The organism is Aeoliella sp. (assembly GCF_965227375.1).
GTDB lineage: Bacteria > Planctomycetota > Planctomycetia > Pirellulales > Lacipirellulaceae > Aeoliella.
Map to the genome: position 1 here is coordinate 697962 of NZ_CBDDFX010000002.1, position 20867 is coordinate 718828.

A 20867-nucleotide genomic window follows, 5' to 3' on the forward strand; every position below is an offset into this window, starting at 1 on the left:
GGCTATTCGACGATCTCGAACATCACCGACGACTTGCCGATCTTGCCGCTCAGGCGGTCGCGCATCGTCAGTCGCAGTTCGTACTTGCTGGGGTAGATCTGCTTGGGAATATGCACCGTGTACTCGATGTAGAAGTCCTGCCGCTTGCGACTGCAGTAGTCTTCCACAATGGCGAACTCACCGCCTTCGACGAGGTTGCCTGCCTGGTCCAGCACTTCGTAGCTGGTCGCCAGCGACGTATGATATCCCTTCTCGTCCGACTCGCTACGGAAGTTATCCACCTCGGCGTACAGCTTCACCTGCTGACCCGCCTTGTAGCCATCGAACTGATGCTTCCGGTAGTCGCCAAACCCGTAGACCTTCTCGCAGAACGACATGTTCCGTAGTTCCAGGTCCGACAACTCACCCAAACGAGCGGCTGCCTCCGACAACTGCTCGGCGGCGAGCGCTGCCCGGGCTTGTTCCTCGGGCATGGCTTCGTGGTCCAGCAGCGTGGCGATCGCGAACAGTTGATTCTTCCAATAGCTCTGTTCGGTCGGCGTCAGCCCGGGGATGGGCTCGAGCGCCAGATCCTGGTCGCCGGCCACGAGTTGCATCAGCCGCAATCGCACGTGCTGGTACGCTTCGTCGGTGCTCCGCGGATCCTTGGCCACGTCGTCGGCAAGGTTGTCGATCGTCTGCCCGAGTGCCTCCTGCCAACTGCGCGGCGTTTCGACTTCCAGCGGGCCGTTCGCTCCCTCCTGCACAGGGATGGGCTCCAACTTGGGCGGCTCGGCATGCCCAGCCTGCACGACCTGGCCGTCCTGCTTTGGCTTCGCAGGTTCGGCCGCAGCTTGCGGCTCGGTGTTTGCTGGCGGTGGGTTGGTTGGTTCGCTTGGTGGTTGCTGCGTCGCTTGCTGAAGGTGCTGCTGCAACTGCCGCATCGTTTCGCTGTTCGGGTCGATCGCACCATTCATCGCACCATTCAATGGCGCATCGGCTGCCGGCTGGTAAGTCGTGGGTGGCTGACCCTCAGCGGGCGGCGTAGTGTTCACCGGAGGTGGCAATTGCGCGACGTGCGCAACGCTCTCCTGCGGTTGTTGCGCGACGGCCGCATTCTCGGCGTTGGCACCGAACTGGTCGCGGTGATACTGCCAGCTGGTGCGGAACTGTCGGGCGACCAACGGGCGGAGCGATGGTTTGGTTTCCTGCAGTCGTTCGACCAACTGCTGCGCGGCAACCGGATCGACCGCACCAATGGTGTTTAGCTCGCGCAGAACTTCGTCGCTATGGGCCAGTTCCTGTCCCGTGAGCGGCGTGATGGACGAAGCGGACGCCAGCGCGTTGGGATCGGCGAACGAGGCCGCTTGCTGCACGTCGGGCGTAGCGAAGCTCGAACCTTCGCGCCCTATGGCCATCGGCAAATCCGCCATGGCGGACTTCGGCGGTTCGTTCGATGCGGTGCGCATCCACGGCATCGACTGGCAACCCGTCAGCGCCAGACAGCATGCAACGAACAGATTGATTCTTAGTACTCGCACCTTGACCATCGTTGGTTTGTTGGTTGTCTCCCCCTCAAACGGCCCCGCCCTCGTCGACCCGTCCTAAAGCCGGCAGGTCATAGCACTTGCGAGGCGGATGGTAGGAAATACAAGCACCTGCGGCAAGGCGACATTCGTTAGCGCGTGAATGTTTCTCGTGCCAGCAGTGAAAGCGTGTAGGAATTCACTTTGCCAGCAATAGAGACCCCTAGCCGACAAGCTACGCCTTGTCGTGAAATCCCGTACGAGGCGTAGCTCGTCGGCTATTGAATACGTTACCTACCAACCCGTGCGGGCTTCGCCGCGTCCGACAGGCGTGCTATCAGTCGTTCCAGCTCCAGTCGCGCCGCATCGTGGCCGCTGTTGTAGCCTTTCATCGCCAGGTCCATGTCCAGCAACCACCGAGACAGCTGCACCGCGCGAGGGCGGCCGATCGTTTTGAGCTGCTGCGTGGCGTCGTCCACTTTGTTCTTCCAGAAGCCCGCCTCGAGCAGAATCTGCGGCAGGTAGACTCGCCGACCAGCGGCTTCCGCCTGCTCGACCAATCGCCCGGCCGTGGCGAACTTTCGCAGCGTGTAGGCCACCTGCGCCAGGATCGGTATCGGCTCCTCGCCGGCTGCCAGCAGTTTGTCGAGTTGCTTCATCGCCTCAGCCGACCGACCTTCGACCATCGCGTCGATCATGTCCCAAGTCTGCCGCGTGCGCCAGTCGCCCACGTTGGCCTCGACCAGCGGCAGATCGATCACGCCCGAGTCCGAGAGCAACGACAGCTTCGCTACTTCCTGATCCATCAACCCCAGCGACATCGGCAACAGGTCGAACAACCGATCGATGGCCGTGCGATCCAGCTCGCACTGGTGCACGTGCTTCGCGCGATGGGCCAGCCACTTCTTGGCCGCAGAGGTGAACTTGTTGAGCCGGCCACCCTTGTTGTCGCTCGGCACCCCACAATCGACCGCCAGCCCAACCTTCTCGGTCGCCTTGGCCAGCTTAGTGGTTTTTGGAAAGGTCTTTACCTCCAGCACCAGGGTCCGCGCGCTCTGCGGCGACTTCACCCAGTTCTCTAGCTTGTCGCGATTCGCGGTCACGAACGTATCGGCCTCCTCCACCACTACCACCTGGGCATCGTCGCCGAACAGGCTCATGGTGGTCAGGGCGTCGTGCACGTCGCGCCAGTCGGCCTCCTTACCGGTGAAGAACGCGGCCGACTCGCCACCGCGCAGCCGCATCAACACTTCCCGCCGCAGGTAGTCGTCGTCGCCATACACGGCCGCGAGCGGACCACGTTCAGGCAGCTGTTTGGCGACTAGCAGTTCGAGAGCAAGCATGGCGGGAATCAATGACTTAAGGATGAACGAACAAGGACCAACCCGACGCCCGGGAATATGCCGCCGCGGGGTTTTGTCGCACGTTTTGTCGCACTGCCGCGGCAAAACGATTACCTGCGGCAAAACTCCCATCGTTTTGTCGCAGTGGGCCTCGCCAAAGGTCTGGTTTTCTAGGCATTTCCAATCGGGGGGTGCGACAAAACTCCGAGGGTTGTTGCGCTCGGTTCGCCGCAGGTGCGACAAAACCCCTGAGGCGCCCCAACCGCTCCATTTCCAAGCCGCGAGCCAAGACCCGCAGCCAGCCTCCGTTCTACCACGCGGAGTGTAAAATTTCGCCTGGCGCGAGGGGAGAAAGTGGAATTGGATGGGCGGGGGCGTGTGAAAATGACGTTGGTTTGCGACCAAGGGCGGCGGTGCCAAAACTAGTTCAGCCGCGGAGCGGCGACCGCGCATAGCCTGGGACGTTAGTCCCAGGAATGACGTTGGCGATAAGCAGCGCAGCCACGGAGCGGACCTGGATACTCTTTTTCTGTCTAGCAACCCTCAACGACTGTCCAAGGTTCGTCTAGATGCACCAAACGGTACCGATACGACTTTGGCCTGAATTCGTGACGTTCGAACCGCTTGTGGATTTCGCCAAAGCTCTCGGCTGGGTCGCGGGATTCCAGGTTCAAACAGTAACCCAAGTCGTTCTTGCTCAGCCGATCCGTACGCAAGAAGGGCCCTGGTCCCTGATTCCACTCCAGGAACTTTCGAAATGCAATCAAGTCGGCAAAGTCGGCAACATCCCAGAACACTTGCACGTCGTACAGCGCGACGAGGATGTCTGTCCGAGTTGGATTGTCCGCCAGATGTCGATCGTGTTCCCGAAACAGATCGTCGCACTCTCGATTCGACACCGCTTCGACTTCAGCGTCGAAGATCGAAAGAAATTCCCCCGGCGGGAGGTAGCCGTGCTCCTCGATATAGTGTGGCAACATCCTGGGCGCAACATAGATCGGACCGCCGGGTGATCGGAGCCAGATTTCACCGTTGCCAGTCTCTACGTCTCGTCCTGGACAGAATTGACAACGATGAAATCCCCTCATCAAGTGAATGGGAACACTCGCATACCGCCGGATTCTGTCCAGATGCCGCGGCTGCACGGTGCCCGTAGGGAACGGTTCAGACTTATCCAACCAGCCAACGTTGCGCGTGCCTGGAAGCCCCGTAGGACAGCCGTGATAGTGGTAGGGAGTTAGGTCTTGGCAGAACATGGTAGATTCGGTCGAGCCCCGCAGAATTAGCCCATCGGCCAGCCACCGTTCTACCACGCTGAGTGAAAAGTTTCGCCCAGCACAAGGGGAGAAAGTGGGGATTGGGGCATATCTGTCGAAGTGTCGCCTCGAGCGCATATGAGTTCTGTTTCACATCGGCACAGTGCGCGAAGGCCACGACTGCCTCAGCCCGTGAACCGCAGGCGCCATAAGGTGACGGTGCATGTCAAGAGAATTAGCAGTAGCGTACTCGGCTCGGGGACGATGGTTGCAATGGCGATTCCTTCTCGACCATCTGCCAGCGCAAACAAGTAGGCAACCTGTCCGGAGTCATTCAGCCCGCTTCGTTCGTTGCCCAAATCGTCGCCAAATCCACCACTGCCATCAAGAAAGAACAAACCCGTGATTGTGCTACCCAAAAGTGGTTCGCCCGTGCGTGCTAGTTGCGTTAAGCCCAACGCAACGTCGTACAAGTAGAGTGCCTGGTTATCTTTGTCGCCTCCGCTGGTAAGCTTCAGATCGGCCAGAAACGCCACTTGGCCCGCATCGTTGATCGCAGCCCGACTCCCACTGAAAGTCAATGAGTTGGTGAGGCCCATATCGGCAAACCGGCCATTGCCGCTTGGCACGGCATCCCCCTCGCGGGCAATCTGCACCAGTTGGCCAGATGCATCGCTTAGAAACAATCCCGTATCGTCGCCAAAGTTGACAGTGTCGATGAGATTGCTGTGGAAAACGGTCTGGCCGGCATTGTTCACATAAGGGTTGCCAAGATCGCTAAATCGACCGATTCCGCCAGGCACAGCATCCCCTTTGCGCACCAATTGTACAAGCTCGCCGATACCGTCACCCAGGTAGAGAGCTTGGTTGTCCGCTTGCCCGGCATTGGTGCCAGTGAGAAGGCCCTTGAAGACGATCTGACCAGAATCGTTCAGCGAAAGGTCGCTGGCGGCGAACAGAGTTCCATTACCATCGGGGGCTAAGCCGCCGGTACGGATGATCTGCACTAAATCGCCTGTGATTTCACGACGGAAAATTCCATTGCGATTCACGTTACTTCCGGTGTCCGAGAAGAAGACGCCGAAGGCAACTTGTCCCGCTTCATTTACGGACGGATTGCGAAGGCTTTGAAAAGTACCGACGCCGTCTGGCGCTGCATCTCCCGTGCGGGCGATTTCCACAAGGTCGCCGGGCCCGTTGCTGAGATAGAGAGCGGAGTTACTGCTGTCGAACGCGCTGAAGTAGCCGTGGAACACGACCTGCCCCGCATCGTTCAGAACTGGCGTGCTGATGGTTGGATTGTCGAAGTCGGCAATGATGCCGTTACCGTCCGGGGTAGGATCGCCCGCACGTACTATTTGCTGCAGACTGTTTGCGCCGTCGCTGAGATAGAGTGCCTGGTTGTTCAGGAGGGGCCCCGTAAAATTCACCAGGTCGCTGTGAAAAACGACTTGACCTGCATTGTTGATTCGCGGGAATGTACCAACGTCGCGCAAGGTGCCATTACCATCCGGCACGCTGTCGCCGGTTCGGGCGAGCGTCACCAAGCCGCCCAATCCGTCACTGAGAAGCAAACCAAACGGGCCGTTGCTTGGGGGATCGCTAAGATATCGGACCCCAAAAGCAACCTGACCAACGTCGTTCAACACAGGGCCGCCCAAATCCACAATCGTGCCCATACCATCAGGCGCTGCAACGTCGGTGAGGGTAATCAACTCCGTTTTAATCTCGATGGCGTGCGTCGCGTCAACGACGACCGCCAACAGCAACGATGCTGCCAAGCCGAGAGAGTAGCGGAGAACCGAGAGTTTGATTGGCGATTCTTGGTACACTAAGCCGACCTTTCTGAGAGCCTATTTGCAATGCACGGCCCATCATACATAACCAAGTCGCGCAGAATCGACTACAAAACTGGAGGAAAAGCGGGAATTCTCAGCAGGTGAAGACTGGCAATGGCCATTGGATACGCAGCAGGCACCAAGTGGACCAATCTTAGCGCCAGCTCCGCCGCGCGACCCCAAACGGCATGCATCCCAGCCCGAACCGGCTTGCCTACCGGTGGAAGCTGCTGCTGAATCTCCAGCTATTCGGCTCGTTCCGAATGTTCCGATTCTCACTGCCGTGCATGCTGGTCAGTTGGTTCCATTCCGACGCCGCCCTTGGACCGCTCGGCGTACTCTTTACCTGAGTCTAGACACAGTGGGGTGGAACAACCGGGGACGTATTACATTCACATGACGCATGCAACGATACGATCCGAGTCGAATGGACTTCAGCAACTCGAGACGACCAGCCGGGCCGCGCTCATTGCGGCGATGTCGTATGCGCTCGATATAACCGAAGGGCAACCGCCTGGTCATGCCGCTCGGACTTGCCTGATCGGCATGCGCTTGGCCCAAGTGTTGCAGCTTAGTGCGGCCGAGCGCGACTCGTTGTACTATGCGCTGCTCCTCAAAGACTTAGGGTGTTCGAGCAACGCCGCTAAGATGTGCTACCTGTTCGGTGCGGACGATCGCACCGTTAAGCGCGATGTGAAGACGGTCGACTGGGCAAAGATGTCGGCCAGCTTCCAATTCATCACATCGCATGTAGCTCCGCAGCGGTCGCCGCTGGAGCGGGCCATGAAAATCGCGGCCACGCTCCTCCAAGGTCCCGGGAGCGCCAAGAAGCTGATCGAAACCCGCTGCGAGCGCGGCGCCGATCTGGCACGCCGCATGGGCTTCGACGAGGCAACGGCCACTGGCATTCTTCAACTCGACGAACACTGGGACGGCTGTGGTCACCCCGTGGGACTGAAAGGAGAAGAGATCGGCTTGCCGGCGCGGATCATGGGACTTGCGCAAACGGTTGAAGTGTTTCATTCAGAATTTGGCCGAGACGCGGCCTTGGCAATGGCGTCTCAACGACGAGGCGGATGGTTCGATCCGGCGTTGGTGGATGCCCTGGTCGGTTTGGGTACAGACGACCGCCTGTGGTCCGACCTGCTGGCCCCCAACCCGCACGAACTTGCGGAACGTCTTGCCCCGCAAGAACACGAGATGAGTTTGGATGAAGCAGGCGTCGATCGCATTGCCGAAGCCTATGCGGCCGTGGTCGATGCCAAAAGCCCTTGGACGCACAAGCACTCGCAAGGCGTGGCAGACATCTGCATTGGCATGGGGAAGGTTCTGGGACTACCACAGACCGAACTTAGAGCTCTCCGTCGGATTGGCTTGCTGCACGATATCGGAAAACTGGGCGTCTCCAACTCGGTGCTCGACAAACCTGGCAAGCTGACCGAAGCCGAGTTCGATATGCTGAAGACGCACCCGGAGCATTCGCATGCGATTCTCTCCCGGACGGAGTGCTTCAGCGAGGTGGCGGAGGTGGCTGCTTCCCACCATGAGAAGCTCGACGGCAGCGGATACCATCGTGGACTTTCCGACCGAGACCTGCCCATCGCGTCGCGGATCGTGACCGTGGCCGACATGTTCGAGGCCATGACAGCCAGTCGCCCTTACCGCGAAGGCATGGCGATTGAAAAAGTGATGGACATTCTCAAGCGTGAAGGGGAACACAGCGTGTGCCCCGACTCGGTCGAGGCCCTGCAACGCTGGCTGGATGGCGAAAACTTCGAAAGCCGTGTGAATCAGCAACTCGAAGCGGTCGAGAACCTCGTCGCCGAGTTGTAGTGTTCAGCTTCTGCGCGAGCGCCGCCGCGCGACGACCAACAGCGTGGCTCCCAGCCCCACAAGTACCAGCGTGCTTGGTTCAGGCACGGGGAAGTGCAGTCGCAGCAGCGTTGGTGTTTGGATGATTTGCAGTTGGGCAAATTCCTCGGGACTGAGGCCCGTGACCTGCAGGTCGAAGTCGCCGGTGAGTGAGTCGGTCACGATCAGGTGGAACGAGTCGCCCGGTTGTGGGGTGAAATTGGGAGTGAAGCGGGCTTCAAGCACACCGTGGATGGAGACGCGATCGGCCAATAGTCTTCCGTACGGAGTGTGGTCGGGTAGAGATGGGTCGAACGACGGGCCGCTGGCTGGGCTTTCAGCGCCAATCTCCAGAATCACGGTCCCTTCAGTGCCAACTCCCACCGAGTCGCCGTAGACCGTGCCGTCGGCCAGGTGGAAAACCCCACTCGCCTCGATGCCATTAAGCCCTCGGACGCCAACGGTCATCATCAGCATGCGAAGATCTCCGCTGCGTTGGGTGAGCCGTCCATGCGCGCGTGCGGTGGAAGAGGAAAGTCCTTCGGCGCGGCCCACCTCCACCCACACGGCCTCGATGTCGCCTCGCTCGACCAGCAGTTCGCCGTAGGCGCTGGCGTCGAAATCACCCCTTCCAAAGGCGATTCCAACGCTCAGCGCTGAATTGGAATAGAATCCGCCCTGACCGTACGGAGTGACGACAAGGTCGCCATCAGTGATCGTGGCAAAGCCGTTGGCGATACCATCCGTCAACCCAGTGCCGCTCGAGACCCCTACAGCAACACGAGTCCTGGCATACAAATCGCCGCCCATGATGGAGAGGCTGCCGTGGCTGGTGCGTGAACCCTCGGCGCCGCTTCCGCCAGATCGCCCCACCAACACTTCCCCTTCGGACAAGAGCGACCCATTGCTGATCTGCACCTCGCCCCGAGCAGTAAACTGCGTGTTCGTACCAGTGCCGCTGGCCTGGGCAATGCTGAAGCCACCGACTTCCACCATAGAGTTCGGATCGATTACGCTCTTGCTGATGAGGTCGCCGCCGTTGAGAATCAAGCGACCCTCGCCTTCACTCGCTATTCCCAATCCAGTGCCGCTTGCCGCGCCGATTTCACCGAGGCCGTAAACGGTCAACGTCGCGGTGCCATTGACTTCGCCATCGGTGTGAAACGCGCCGTCTGTCGATGGCAGTCCACCCACGACCAACCCCTGAAGGTCGCTGCCCGCGGTTGCCGGCTGATCGAAGCGGGCGACGCCGCTGTTAACCACCGCGGGCGTCGTCATATTAGGGACGCCGTCGTCCCAGTTGCTCTGGTCGAACCAGTTGCCGTCGCCCCCAATCCACTCGCTGCCGCTGACGAATACCGCCGGCAGTGCGACTAAGATGAAGAGAACGCAATTCGACGCAATGAATCGCGCTCGAGATGTGGTGCTGATCAATAGGGTGACTCCAAGGTGGATTGCGTGTTCCAGCCGCCTCATTGTAAGACCCCAGGGAGTAGGGATCAATGATCCTAAGGTCCTGGTAGTGTAAAACCTTGCATGAAAGCTGGGAAATGCAGCAGTTGGCCCACGTCACCCGCTTGCTTCCGGCTTGGTCCTTCCGTCCAAAATGCAGCTCACGTTCACGTCGCCCAGCACATTGATCGTGGTGCGGCAGCGGTCGAGGAACCAGTCGACGGTCAGCAGGATCGGGATCTGTTCGGTCGGCAGGTCCACCGCGGTGAACACCAGCGTCATCGTGACGATGCCCGCTTCGGGGATGCCGGCGGCGCCGACGCTGGCGATGATCGACGTGAACACGATGATCAATTGCTGGCTCAGACTGAGTTCCATTCCCAAGAGCTGCGCGACGAACAGCGCGGCCATCGCTTCGTACAAGGCGGTACCGTCGTTGTTGAAGTTCGCGCCAACCAGCGCGCCCATGCTGGCCGACTCCTCGCGCACGCCGACTTTCTCGGTCAAGCACGCGTAGGTCACTGGCATGGTGGCCGTGGAGCTATCGGTACTGAAGGCCATGACCAGGGCGTCGCGGACGCCGCGCAGTACGTCCATTGGCCGCGCCCAGGAGAAGTACTGAATCCGCAGCATGTACCACACCGCTTGCAGGAAGAGGGCAATGCACACCGCCAGCACGAACGCGCCCATCGCGTAGAACTTGCCGAAGCCCTCGACGCCCACCACTTTGGCGACGATCGCAAACACGCCGATCGGCACGAGTTGGATGATCCAGTGCAGCACCACCAGCAACGTGTCGTAGGCCACCTCCACGAGGTCCCGCACCGTGGCGATCTCGCGCGATTTCACACCGCGCATGGCGATGCCAAACGCCACGGCAATCAAAATCACGCCGATGATGTTCTGCCTGCCAGCCAGCGGCCCCAGGATGCTCTTGGGAACGTTCTCGATCAGCATCGCCAGCGGGTTCGGTCCATCTTCCGCGCCCTCTTCTGCGACCGGTTCGGCTTGGACCTCGACCCAAGTGCCGGGCTGCATCACGTTGGCGACGGTCAAGCCGATGGCAATGGCAACGCACGTGTTGAGTACCAACAGGAAGAACAACCGCGCGGCCTGCTTGCCACGTATCTCGCTGGTCATCAGCACATGCGTAACCGCCACCAGAATGAGCGGCGGCGCGAGCGCGCCTAACAGTTGCAAAATGACATGGCTGGGAATCTCGAGCACCTTCGCGCGTTCACCCAGTAGCAATCCCGCAATCACACCTAGTACCAGTGCGATGACAATCCGCAGATAAAGCGGAATCGCATTCCAACGGCCGATAACACCTTGCGGCGGGGTAGATGCTGCGGTCATGAAAAGGCCTTCCTGTAAGAGGGCTCGCCTGTTATGCGAACCTATTCGCCGGTGGTGAGAGGAGATTGGACAAGAAATCTGACAAGAACGTCTAATATGCAGGAAGTTGTGTTCAACAATCAAGGTTCAATGTACAGCGAGCCAGCGAAGACTCGAATATATTGAATGCGAAGCAGCGAGTTGGTAATCGTTGGTGGACACTAGATAGGTATCGGTAACCGAGGAATCTGATGTCGCATACTGAGTTGATCGACGCTGTCTTTGCGCGGCCTCGCATGTACTGCACTCGGATCGAAACGTTTCATGATGTGCTGGTATTCGCTCAAGGAGTGTGTTGCGGCCTGCGGCCCCCACATGGTTCGGACACTTTGCTTGGCTTTGGTGACTTTCTGTTAAAGCGGTTTCCAGATGCTCAAGCGCAAGCATGGACGGAGATACTCGATACTCACTTCGGTCACATGTCCGTCGATGAAGCTTGCGATGCCGTCCGTGAGCTAATTCGTGAGTGGCACCAGCAATAACGATCGCGTCTGAGAGCCTCGTTAACTACTCTGTTGTCGTCTGCGCATAGAAAACATCTGTTCGCAGCACGTACTTTTCGCCGGACGCCACGGGCAGGCCTTCGTGCCAGCGTTTGTGACGGAACAGCAGCGCCGTACCCGGGGCAGGCTCGATACGCAGTTCTTTTTTCTCGCGGTGCCCGTCGATCTCCACGTAGTCGCGAAACAACGTTGCCCCGCCATCGCAGGAGTTCAAGTAGATTAGATAGGAAAGCTTGCTGGTCTCGCCAAGTTCGTTGGTCGCCGAACCGTCTCGATGTCGATTGAACTTCTGCCCGGGAACGTAGCGGTAGAATCGAAGCGTCGAATCGACACCCGTAGCGACCGCGTCGTCGAGCGTTGGCAGCAATGGTGCGACTCGCTGCCACAGTTCCTCGGCCAACTCTTGGTCCACCAGCACCACCCGATCGTTGTTGCGGATGTTCGGCATCATCTGCGGACCAGATCGCGTACGCACCGAGGCCGGCTCGAACCCGATCGACTCCGCCCGCGAAATCAGCTCACGACACTCTTCGGGCGTGAACAACCCTTCAATGGTGAAAACGTCGGGATCGAGTTGCTTAAGTGTCGCCATGTCGCCCCCTACCGATTGTCCTCCATCCACCGCACCGCAAAGTCGACCAACTCCCGCTGCGGCATCAACAGCGCGGTGGCTTGCCCGACTTGGCCCTGCTGCACGAGTCCCGTTTCGGCGGCGAACGCTTCGCCGATGCGGGCGAAGTCGCTCGTGTCGCCCTGGAGGTCTTCAAACTCGCACCAATGCCGGACTCCATTGTCCATCACTGGCGCGCCGGTGGTGTAGGTCTGCTTGCCTTGGTACTCGGCTTTGCGTTCGGCCAGGTGCAACGAGGTATTGCTGCTGTGGTCGACTCCAAGTAGCAGCACCAGGCCAGCCAGATCGTAAACTCGCGCCAAGGGAGAATGCTCTCCCAGCCCAAACTCCAACCGATGGTCGCCGGTAATGTCACGAGCCTTCGGGCCGCGGGCGGCGAACGACATTTGCGGATGAGCACTGCGCAGCACGCCGTGCTGCGTGCGGAACGTCTCAGGAATCCTGCCCATTCCTCGCGTTGGGGTGAAATCGGGATCGAACGCCGGCATGCTGTCGCGGATGGTCTGCCACCAACCCTCGGGCACGGGTGGATTGCTCCAATCCTTCGGGTCGGAGAGTTCCGACGAATGCGTTGGCATCACCAGCGTGCCGCCCGGTCCAATGGCCGCTTCGAGCGCGACAACCACCGCGGCCGAGCCGCCACACACCCAGCCAAGTGAACTGAGCGACGAGTGCACCAACAACGTCGCGCCCGGCTGAACGCCCAGCTTTGCCAGGTCGCGACGCAACGATTCGACCGTGACCGGCTGGTCGCCGGAGTTTTCGATCGTACGCTGTTCGCCGGACTTAGACATGGCTAGGTGAATCCCCAGCCTCCGAGCAATTGCTCTCGCAGTACTCCTTCACCCGATCCAGGTCCTGCTCCACTGCTTTCTTGACCATTCCCATGATCAGCAGATTGAGCAGTTTAGAGACCAGCTTGTAGCTCCTGGCGTCCATGGTCATGGTCAGCGTGGTATGTCCCGACTCCTCGGCAACCGTAAACACGGTATCCCAAACCGTTCCATGGCTGTCCGCGACCAGTCGGACGCGGTCGTTTGGAACGTACTCGGTGACCTCCAGTTCGGTGGTGGCCTCCTTGCCGTGCATGAGCCGCGTCTCGCGGAATCGCGTGCCGACTCCCACGTGCACGTCGGTAAGAAACTCGCACCGCACGATTTGCGGTTGCACTTTGGAGAAGTTGCGAATGTCGGCGACCGTGTCGAACACCAGGTCGATCGGCGCATGGATGGATCGCGTCACAATGACTTGGGGCATGGCGATGTTCTCCCCCTCTAGTTGAAATCACCGGAAAGCGATCGTTCTAGCTATTCTCGATACGTCGCAAAGCACTTGGGCGTCTCCCACAACCGCGCTTCGACGATCGGGAAGCCCGCGTCGCGAGTCTTCTCGTAAATCACGCGGGCGATGTTCTCGGCCGTGGGGTTCACGTCGAGCAGGTACAGCGGCTCGCCCATCTCTTGCAGGATGGGCACGGCCGGGTCGTCTTTGCAGAGGATCATGCGGTGGTCGAGGTTGTCGTCGATCCAGGTGGCGACCACTTGTTTGATGTCGGAGAAGTCGAGCACCATGCCGCGCTCGTCGAGCTGCTCGGCCTCGACGGTGATAATCGCCTTGCCATTGTGGCCGTGCAGGTGGCGGCACTTGCCCTCGTAATTGAGCAAGCGGTGGCCGTAGCAGAAGTCGATCTCGCGGGTAACTAGGAACATAGGTGCGGTGGAATAAGTAGGAGTTCGTCGGGTGGCTGGGGACGAGTGCAACGAGCCCCCAGCTGGAAAATGCCTGGGGGCTCGCGGAACTCGTCCCCAGCCACCCCGTGGTTTTCAACTTCACTAGCAGGATACGGCAATTCCCCCCCAGGGAGAACCGGCATGGGGCACAGGTTGGCGGCTTGCCAAGTCGGCTCAGACCGCCGATATTGGGGGGTTTACGCAATCTGGCCGGGCGGCCATTTCAGCGCGCCGCTCCCAGGAAGCTTTGCCCCACCGCCACGATGGCAGACCGCATGGCCCCGTTCGACGCACGCCAAAAGAAGCTCCGCACCCGCATTCGACAGGCTAAGGCGGATGCGCTGCTGGTGACGAACTTCCACAACGTCACCTACCTCACCGGCTTCACCGGCGAGGACAGCTACCTGCTGGTAACGCAGGACTCGGCCACGCTCGTCACCGACCGGCGGTTCACGATTCAACTGGCCGAGGAGTGCCCGGGGCTCGATTTGGTGATCCGCGAGCCGGGTCAACTGATGCTGCCGACCACCTGCGAGATGGTTCGAGACCACGGCATCGAGCGGCTGGCGATCGAGGCGGCCTCGATGACCGTCGCCACCCAGCAGGCGATCGCTGAGAAGCTGGAAGACGTGAACTTCGTGCTCGACGTTGGGTGGGTCGAAGAGCTGCGGACCATTAAGGACAAAACAGAGATCGAAGCCACGCGGCTCGCCTGCTGGCAGGCGGCCAAGGCGTTTGAGGCCACCAGGGCGCTGATGCGGCCCGAGTCGACCGAGCGGCAGGTGGCTGCCGAGTTGGAGTATCAGGCACGACGATTTGGAGCCAAGCGGCTGAGCTTTCCAGCGATTGTGGCCGTCGGTCCGCGCGGCGCTTTGCCGCACGCACCGCCCACCGATCGGCGAATTGGCGAAAGCGACTTCACGCTGATCGACTGGGGCGCCGATTCGGGGCTGTATGCGAGCGACTTGACGCGTATGGTGGTCACCGGTAGACTCTCGCCCAAATTCGAGAAGGTTTACCAAGTCGTTTTAGAGGCACAACTTGCGGCGATTGCCGCCATCAAGCCTGGGGCCAATTGCGAGGCCGTGGACAAGGTGGCCCGCGACGTGATCGACGCGGCGGGGTACGGTAAGTACTTTGGACACGGACTAGGCCACGGCACGGGACTCGAAATCCACGAGGCTCCGCGCCTCGCCCGCGGCCAGGACAAGGTGCTGCTCGAACCGGGCATGATCGTGACCGTGGAACCGGGGATCTACCTGCCTGATTGGGGAGGGATCCGCATCGAAGACGACATCCTGGTCACCAAAACCGGGCACGAAGTGTTAACCGACGTGCCCAAGCAGTTGGAAGATTGCTGCCTGGACCTGTAACTGACGATAACACCTGAGGCGGCCCGACCGATGGCCGCTTGGGTTGACTTGAGGACAAAGCGGCGGTGGAGCAAGACATGGCTAAAGACAACAGCGGTAGCAATTCCGGTGACGTTTTCGACGTGCGAAAGGTTCGTCGGCTCGTGGAGCTGATGAACGAGCACGAACTGGCGGAGATCGATCTGCGACAGTCCGATCAGCGAATCCGGCTTCGCAAAGGTGGCGAACCGGTGATGACCGCCGTGCCAGCGGCGCCCGCGCCGGCTGCACCAGCTCCAGCTCCCGCCGCCCCAGCGCCGGCGGGCGATGCCCCGGCTGCTCCTGCGGCTGAGGCGATCACCGGCAAGGTGATCAAGAGCCCCATCGTCGGCACGTTCTATGCCTCGCCGAATCCCGACTCCGCGGCGTTCGTGAAAGTGGGCGATCAGATTGGCCCCGACACGGTGGTCTGCATTGTCGAAGCGATGAAGGTGTTCAACGAAGTGCCGGCCGAGTGCTCGGGCAAGATCACCGCGGTGCTCGTCGAATCGGGCGACGCAGTGGAGTTTGGCCAGGCGCTGTTCAAGGTCGAATAAGCGACCCTGCCCTGCTGCTCGTTCCCTTCTGGCCCATTTGAGTTCTTTGATCTGGTCGCCGCGATGTACCAACGCATACTAATAGCCAACCGAGGTGAGATCGCCCTGCGAGTGATCCGCGCGTGCCGCGAGCTAGGCATCGAAACGGTGGCCGTGTACAGCGAAGCCGACCGCGACGCTCACTACGTGCAACTGGCCGACGAAGCGTACTGCATCGGCCCGCCGAAGAGCGCCGACAGCTATCTGAAAATCGCCAGCGTGATCAGCGCGGCCGAGGTGGGCAACGTGCAAGCGATTCACCCCGGCTACGGCTTCCTGGCCGAAAACGCCCACTTCAACGAAGTGTGCCGCAGCTGCAACATCGACTTCATCGGCCCCATGCCCGAAGCGATGTCGCAACTGGGCGACAAGAACGCCGCCCGCGACCTGGCCCGCCGCGCGAACGTGCCAGTCGTGCCCGGCAGCGAAGGCGTGATTCAGTCGGAAGACGAGGCGATGCGGTTCGCCCACGAAGTCGGCTTCCCTGTGCTGATCAAAGCCGTGGCTGGCGGTGGCGGCCGCGGCATGCGAGTGGCGGCCAACGACCTGGCCCTCAAGTCGGCACTGCAGCAGGCCCAGGCCGAAGCCCAGGCGGCGTTTGGCAACGGCGACGTGTACCTCGAAAAGTACATCGGCCAGCCACGCCACGTGGAAGTGCAAGTGATTGCCGACCATCACGGCAACGTGGTGCACCTGTGGGAGCGCGATTGCTCGGTGCAGCGGCGGCACCAGAAGCTGATCGAAGAGAGCCCCAGCACCAGCATCGACGACAAGACTCGCAACGAAATGTGCGAGGCCGCCCGCCGCCTGATTTCCACGGCCGACTATACCAACGCGGCGACAGTCGAGTTCATTGTGGACGAAGAGGGCAACTATTACTTCATCGAAGTCAACGCCCGCATCCAGGTCGAGCATCCCGTAACCGAACTGGTGACCGGCGTCGACCTGATCAAGGCGCAGATTCGCGTCGCCTCGGGCGAGCCGCTCGGCTTCTCGCAGGACGACGTGCAGCAGAACGGTGCATCGATCGAGTGCCGCATCAACGCCGAGGACCCGGAACGCAACTTCCAACCCTCGCCAGGCCGCATCGAACGGCTGATTGTGCCGGGCGGTTTTGGTGTGCGGTGGGACTCGCACGTGCACAGCGGCTACGTGGTGCCACCCCACTACGACTCGATGATCGGCAAGCTGCTGGTCCACCAACCCACTCGCAAGGAAGCCATTGCTTGCATGAAGCGAGCGCTGTCGGAACTGCGAGTCGATGGCATCAAGACCACCGCCAAGCTGCACCACGAGATTCTCAGCCACACGGCATTCGTGGAAGGCCGCATCGATACGACGTTCGTCGAGCGAACGTTCATGAACGACTGAATATCAGTCCACTGTGCTGCCGAGGAAGGCCCGCCGTGCGGGGGGCCGACCATTCTCCACCCGGCCCACGGCAGGTACAATGACGGTCCCACCGGGCGGACTACACTCTCACCTCGATACCCGCGATACGAACCATGCCAGAAGCACTCACCCGTCCATTCCCCGAGCAAAGTAACTTCCGCCGCGTCGGCATCCTGTTCGCCGGCGGCCCCGCCCCTGCAGCCAACGCGGTGATCTCGGCCGCAGCGGTCTCGTTCCTGCGTCACGGCGCCGAAGTCATCGGCCTGAAGCACGGCTACTCGAGCCTGGCGACCTACGATGAGTCGAAGCCGCTGGAGCAAGGACAAGACTACGTGGTGATCGACCACGCCATGCTCAGCCGCACGCGCAGCAAGCAGGGCATCATGATCGGCACCGCCCGGACCAACCCTGGCAAGATGGTGTCGCATCCTTCGCACCTGGAAGACCCGGAGCGCGTCGCGCCGCTCAAAGCCACCTACGAGGCGCTGCGGTCGCTGGGCATCGAAGCGTTGATCTCCATCGGCGGCGACGACACGCTAAAGACCGCCAACAAGTTCAAGCTGTACCAGGACACGCTGCCGGACGACGCGGTGAAGATTCCGGTAGTCCACCTGCCGAAGACCATCGACAACGACTACCGCGGCATCGACTTCACGTTCGGCTACTTCACGGCCGTCGACTTCCTGGCTCGCGAGGTTCGCAACCTGCTGGCCGACGGCGAAGCCAACAACGCCTACTTCCTGGTCGAGTCGATGGGCCGCAGCGCCGGCTGGCTCGCCTACGGGGTAGCCATCGCCGGCGAGGCCAGTCTGGTGATTAGCGTGGAAGACATCCGCGGCAAGTACCGCACCACCGAGGAGTACGAGAATCCTGCGACCGGCAAGACCGAGACACGCGACGTGATGGACCTGGAGAAGGTCATCAAGCGGATCGTGCTCACCATGACCACCCGCGAACGCGAAGGCAAGAAGTACGGCGTGGTCGTGATCGCCGAAGGCCTGGCCGAGTTGATGCCGCAAAAGTACCTCGAAGGCGTCGGTCGCGACGAGCATGGTCATATCAACATTTCGGCCATCAGCCTGCACACCATCTTTGGCAAGCTGATCACCGAGGAGTACCAGCGGCAAACCGGCGCGAAGCGGAAAGTCACTTCGCTGCAGTTGGGCTACGAGGCCCGCTGTGCCATCCCGCACGCGTTCGACGTGATGCTCGGCAGCCAGTTGGGCGTTGGCGCGTTCCGGGCGTTGGTCGAGCAAAAGCTCAACGGCGTCATGGTTTCGGTTTCCGGTCAGCTCGATCTGCACTACGTTCCGTTCGAGGAACTGGTCGATCCCGAAACGCTGGTCACCGTGGTGCGTTTCATCGAAACCGACTGCGACTTCCAGTTGCTTACCCGGTTCCTCGAAACCTACGTCAACGAAGAAGACATGCCGCTGTCGTAGTACGCCAGCAAACTTGGAAGCGTCAGCGAGCAAGGCTGTTGTAAGGCGATTTCGGGCGATTGGTTCATTCGACTGAGAAGAGCAATATGGGATTTCCCCCGCCGTTCTACCGTTGGCGGCCGCACCCCTGGCACGGCCTGGAAGTTGGTCCGCAGCCGCCCACGGTGCTTAACGCCTACATCGAGCTGACTCCGTTCGACCGAGTGAAGTACGAGCTGGACAAGCAGACCGGCTACTTGCGGGTCGATCGTCCGAATCGCACTTCGTCGTTCTGTCCGACGCTGTACGGGTTCGTGCCTCAAACGTATTGCGGCAAGCGGGTCAAAGCCCTGATGCCTGGCGCCGCGGCCGGCGATGGCGACCCGCTCGACATCTGTGTGATCAGCGAGCGCCCGATTCAGAACTCCGAAGTGATTCTCTCGGCGCGCGTCGTCGGCGGTCTGCCGATGCTCGACAATGGCGAAGCCGACGACAAGATCATCGCAGTGCTCGACGCCGATGCGATGTGGCAGGAGGTGGAGGACGTCTCGCAGCTACCCAGCGTGCTGGTCGACCGACTGCGTCACTACTTCAGCACCTACAAGATGCTCTCGCCCGACGAAGACCGCGTGAGGATCGACGCACCCTACAGTCGCAAACACGCCGAACAGGTGATCCAAGCAGCGATGGAAGACTACGTCGAACAATTCGGCGGCGAGTAGGTGGTCGCCCGCATTGGTCACTGCCCCAGGGTTCCCTTCGTGCTCGGCACGCCGGGGCAGCGGGGATCGTGTTCCACGGCCATGCGTAGCGCCCGGGCGGCGGCTTTGAACACCGCTTCGGCGATGTGGTGGCTGTTGTGCCCGTGGTGCAGCACGACGTGCAGGTTGCACAGCGCGTTAGCCGAGACCGCCTGCCAGAACTCCTCCAAGAGTTCGGTATCGAAGTTGCCAATTTTGCTGGTGGGCGTCGGCGCGTTGTACACCAGGTAGTGCCGGCCGCTGAGGTCGATGGCCACGGTCGCCAGCGTCTCGTCCATCGGCAGCGTGAAGTGCCCGTACCGGCGGATGCCCTGCTTGTCGCCCACCGCCTGGCGGATGGCCTGGCCCAGGCAGATGCCAACGTCTTCGACCGTGTGATGCTGGTCGACCTCCAGGTCGCCCGCGGCGCGAACCTTGAGGTCCACTACCCCATGCTTGGCGAACAGCGTGAGCATGTGATCGAGGAAGCCCACTCCGGTGGCCACGTCCGCCCGCCCCGTGCCATCCAGGTCGAGCTGGAGCTGGATGTCGGTTTCGCCCGTCTTGCGGTCGATGTTTGCGGTACGAGCCATGAAAGGAGCCTGGGGGAAAGTGGATTTTGTCTCTGTTAGCGTACCAGCCGCAGGGGCCCAGGGGCAGTCTTTCCGCGGCGGCAACCGGTATTGGGCGGGCCCGGCGGCCGGGTATAATCGGAACAAGCGTCAGCACCCTCGCTCCTTTTCGCGATCCTTTTGGCGGAGGAACTCCTATGGCCCCCATGCACACGCCGGCCCCGGCACGCGACAGTGCCCTGGCCGGCACCATGTCCATCGACGCCTACGCTCGTGAGAACCAGCTCACCCCGCGCGAAGTCCGGCAGCAGTTGGGCGCGGGCTTGTTGCCGTTCGTCCAAATCCGCGGACAGATCCGCGTGCAACTCGACCCCAACGACACTGCTTCGCAGGATCGCTCGTCAACCAGCATGCAGTGACGCTTTGCCGCCGGCCGCTTCGGTCGTCGCCGGCTCGACGTGCCGGGAGTGCCCGCGGTCTGGCAGCAGCGGCTCGACCATGTGGCCGACGTAGTTCGTCGCGCTCGGCTCTTCGATGCCGAACTCTGCAGGTTCGTGGTCGGGGCAAGTGTACGTGCCAAACAGGACATCCATCAGCGGGCTGATGTTCGCGTAGTTGCCCGCGCGGCGGTCTTTCGCATGGTGCCAGTGGTGCAACTCCGGCGCGCCGATCAGCACTCGCAGCGGCCCAATCGGCAAGCGAACATTCGAGTGAATGTAGATCGCCCAGATGCCGCGAAACGCTACCAGCGCGGCGATCGTCTCCAGCGGAAAGCCCAGCACCACGGCCGGCAGGTTGATGATGCCAACCGTGTAGATCGAGTCGAGCGGGTGCTCGCGATGCGCGGCCAGCCAATCGAGGTGCTCGGCCGTGTGATGCACTGAGTGAAACCGCCACAGGAACTGGTTAGAGTGCTGCAACCGATGCGCCCAGTAGATCAAGAAGTCGGACAGCAGCACCACTTCGATCACTTGCAGCCACCACGGCTGCGCTGCGACCGATGCGCGAAATCCGCTCGGCACAAAACCATCGACCCACACGTTCACGTAGTACAGCGCCCACACCACCAGCCCGCTCCACAGCAGGTACTGGCCGATAAAGAAGCACAGGTCGGTCCACCAGTCGGGGCGGAAGAACCGCTGCCCTGCCCTGGCGGGAAACACCATCTCCATCGGCCGAAACACCACCGCCAGGAACAGAAAGCTCGCAGCCGCCGACAACAACATCCAAGTGGGATTCATCCACTCCATG

At 60.9% G+C, this 20867-nt stretch carries 19 protein-coding genes; 7 read left to right on the forward strand and 12 right to left on the reverse strand.

The genetic code is table 11. The features are described 5' to 3' along the window. Positions 1-2: 2 nt before the first annotated feature. The 4 genes from ACQK2L_RS15900 to ACQK2L_RS15915 form a co-directional block, all read right to left on the reverse strand. A complete protein-coding gene (locus tag ACQK2L_RS15900; protein ID WP_425398011.1) occupies positions 3-1529 on the reverse strand; it encodes a hypothetical protein in 1527 nt (508 codons plus the stop codon). Between the two features lie 266 nt (positions 1530-1795). Continuing rightward, the gene (gene holA, locus ACQK2L_RS15905; protein WP_425398012.1) at positions 1796-2848 is read right to left on the reverse strand and encodes a DNA polymerase III subunit delta; all 1053 of its coding nucleotides are present in this window, start codon (positions 2846-2848) and stop codon (positions 1796-1798) included. Between the two features lie 533 nt (positions 2849-3381). Next, entirely contained in the window at positions 3382-3828 is a 447-nt protein-coding gene (locus ACQK2L_RS15910; protein WP_425398013.1) for a hypothetical protein, read from the reverse strand. A 461-nt stretch (positions 3829-4289) separates the two neighbouring features. Beyond that, complete coding sequence (locus tag ACQK2L_RS15915) at positions 4290-5936, reverse strand: DUF7453 family protein (protein ID WP_425398014.1); 1647 nt, start codon at positions 5934-5936, stop codon at positions 4290-4292. A 402-nt stretch (positions 5937-6338) separates the two neighbouring features. On the opposite strand from ACQK2L_RS15915, the gene ACQK2L_RS15920 reads away from it, so the two are divergent. Further along, complete coding sequence (locus ACQK2L_RS15920) at positions 6339-7775, forward strand: HD-GYP domain-containing protein (RefSeq protein ID WP_425398015.1); 1437 nt, start codon at positions 6339-6341, stop codon at positions 7773-7775. Positions 7776-7778: 3 nt separating this feature from the next. On the opposite strand, the gene ACQK2L_RS15925 is transcribed toward ACQK2L_RS15920, so the two are convergent. The 6 genes from ACQK2L_RS15925 to ACQK2L_RS15950 form a co-directional block, all read right to left on the reverse strand. Continuing rightward, complete coding sequence (locus tag ACQK2L_RS15925; RefSeq protein ID WP_425398016.1) at positions 7779-9227, reverse strand: PEP-CTERM sorting domain-containing protein; 1449 nt, start codon at positions 9225-9227, stop codon at positions 7779-7781. Between the two features lie 135 nt (positions 9228-9362). After that, entirely contained in the window at positions 9363-10601 is a 1239-nt protein-coding gene (locus tag ACQK2L_RS15930) for a dicarboxylate/amino acid:cation symporter (protein ID WP_425398017.1), read from the reverse strand. Positions 10602-11147: 546 nt separating this feature from the next. Next, positions 11148-11735, reverse strand: a complete 588-nt coding sequence (locus ACQK2L_RS15935; protein ID WP_425398018.1) for a prolyl hydroxylase family protein — start codon at positions 11733-11735, stop codon at positions 11148-11150. A gap of 8 nt (positions 11736-11743) precedes the next feature. Further along, the gene (locus tag ACQK2L_RS15940; RefSeq protein ID WP_425398019.1) at positions 11744-12568 is read right to left on the reverse strand and encodes an aminoglycoside N(3)-acetyltransferase; all 825 of its coding nucleotides are present in this window, start codon (positions 12566-12568) and stop codon (positions 11744-11746) included. Beyond that, positions 12561-13031, reverse strand: coding sequence for an SRPBCC family protein (locus ACQK2L_RS15945; RefSeq protein WP_425398020.1), 471 nt, complete (start codon positions 13029-13031; stop codon positions 12561-12563). The genes ACQK2L_RS15940 and ACQK2L_RS15945 overlap by 8 nt, the downstream gene beginning before the upstream one ends. 50 nt (positions 13032-13081) lie before the next feature. Further along, complete coding sequence (locus ACQK2L_RS15950; RefSeq protein WP_425398021.1) at positions 13082-13483, reverse strand: 6-pyruvoyl trahydropterin synthase family protein; 402 nt, start codon at positions 13481-13483, stop codon at positions 13082-13084. Between the two features lie 284 nt (positions 13484-13767). Between ACQK2L_RS15950 and ACQK2L_RS15955 the strand changes: the two genes are divergently transcribed. The 5 genes from ACQK2L_RS15955 to ACQK2L_RS15975 all read left to right on the forward strand — a co-directional run bounded on the left by ACQK2L_RS15955 (position 13768) and on the right by ACQK2L_RS15975 (position 19026). Then, complete coding sequence (locus ACQK2L_RS15955) at positions 13768-14877, forward strand: M24 family metallopeptidase (RefSeq protein WP_425398022.1); 1110 nt, start codon at positions 13768-13770, stop codon at positions 14875-14877. A 77-nt stretch (positions 14878-14954) separates the two neighbouring features. After that, positions 14955-15452, forward strand: a complete 498-nt coding sequence (gene accB / locus ACQK2L_RS15960; protein WP_425398023.1) for an acetyl-CoA carboxylase biotin carboxyl carrier protein — start codon at positions 14955-14957, stop codon at positions 15450-15452. Positions 15453-15515: 63 nt separating this feature from the next. Continuing rightward, the gene (gene accC, locus ACQK2L_RS15965; protein WP_425398024.1) at positions 15516-16862 is read left to right on the forward strand and encodes an acetyl-CoA carboxylase biotin carboxylase subunit; all 1347 of its coding nucleotides are present in this window, start codon (positions 15516-15518) and stop codon (positions 16860-16862) included. A 134-nt stretch (positions 16863-16996) separates the two neighbouring features. Beyond that, positions 16997-18325 (forward strand): 6-phosphofructokinase, encoded by a 1329-nt coding sequence (locus ACQK2L_RS15970; RefSeq protein WP_425398025.1) that lies wholly within the window; start codon positions 16997-16999, stop codon positions 18323-18325. Between the two features lie 86 nt (positions 18326-18411). Further along, entirely contained in the window at positions 18412-19026 is a 615-nt protein-coding gene (locus tag ACQK2L_RS15975) for an inorganic pyrophosphatase (RefSeq protein WP_425398026.1), read from the forward strand. Between the two features lie 17 nt (positions 19027-19043). On the opposite strand, the gene hisB is transcribed toward ACQK2L_RS15975, so the two are convergent. Further along, the gene (gene hisB / locus ACQK2L_RS15980; RefSeq protein ID WP_425398027.1) at positions 19044-19637 is read right to left on the reverse strand and encodes an imidazoleglycerol-phosphate dehydratase HisB; all 594 of its coding nucleotides are present in this window, start codon (positions 19635-19637) and stop codon (positions 19044-19046) included. A 176-nt stretch (positions 19638-19813) separates the two neighbouring features. On the opposite strand from hisB, the gene ACQK2L_RS15985 reads away from it, so the two are divergent. Beyond that, complete coding sequence (locus ACQK2L_RS15985) at positions 19814-20035, forward strand: hypothetical protein (RefSeq protein WP_425398028.1); 222 nt, start codon at positions 19814-19816, stop codon at positions 20033-20035. Here the strand turns inward: ACQK2L_RS15985 and ACQK2L_RS15990 are convergent. Beyond that, complete coding sequence (locus ACQK2L_RS15990; RefSeq protein WP_425398029.1) at positions 20018-20866, reverse strand: sterol desaturase family protein; 849 nt, start codon at positions 20864-20866, stop codon at positions 20018-20020. The genes ACQK2L_RS15985 and ACQK2L_RS15990 overlap by 18 nt on opposite strands. Position 20867: the final 1 nt, after the last annotated feature.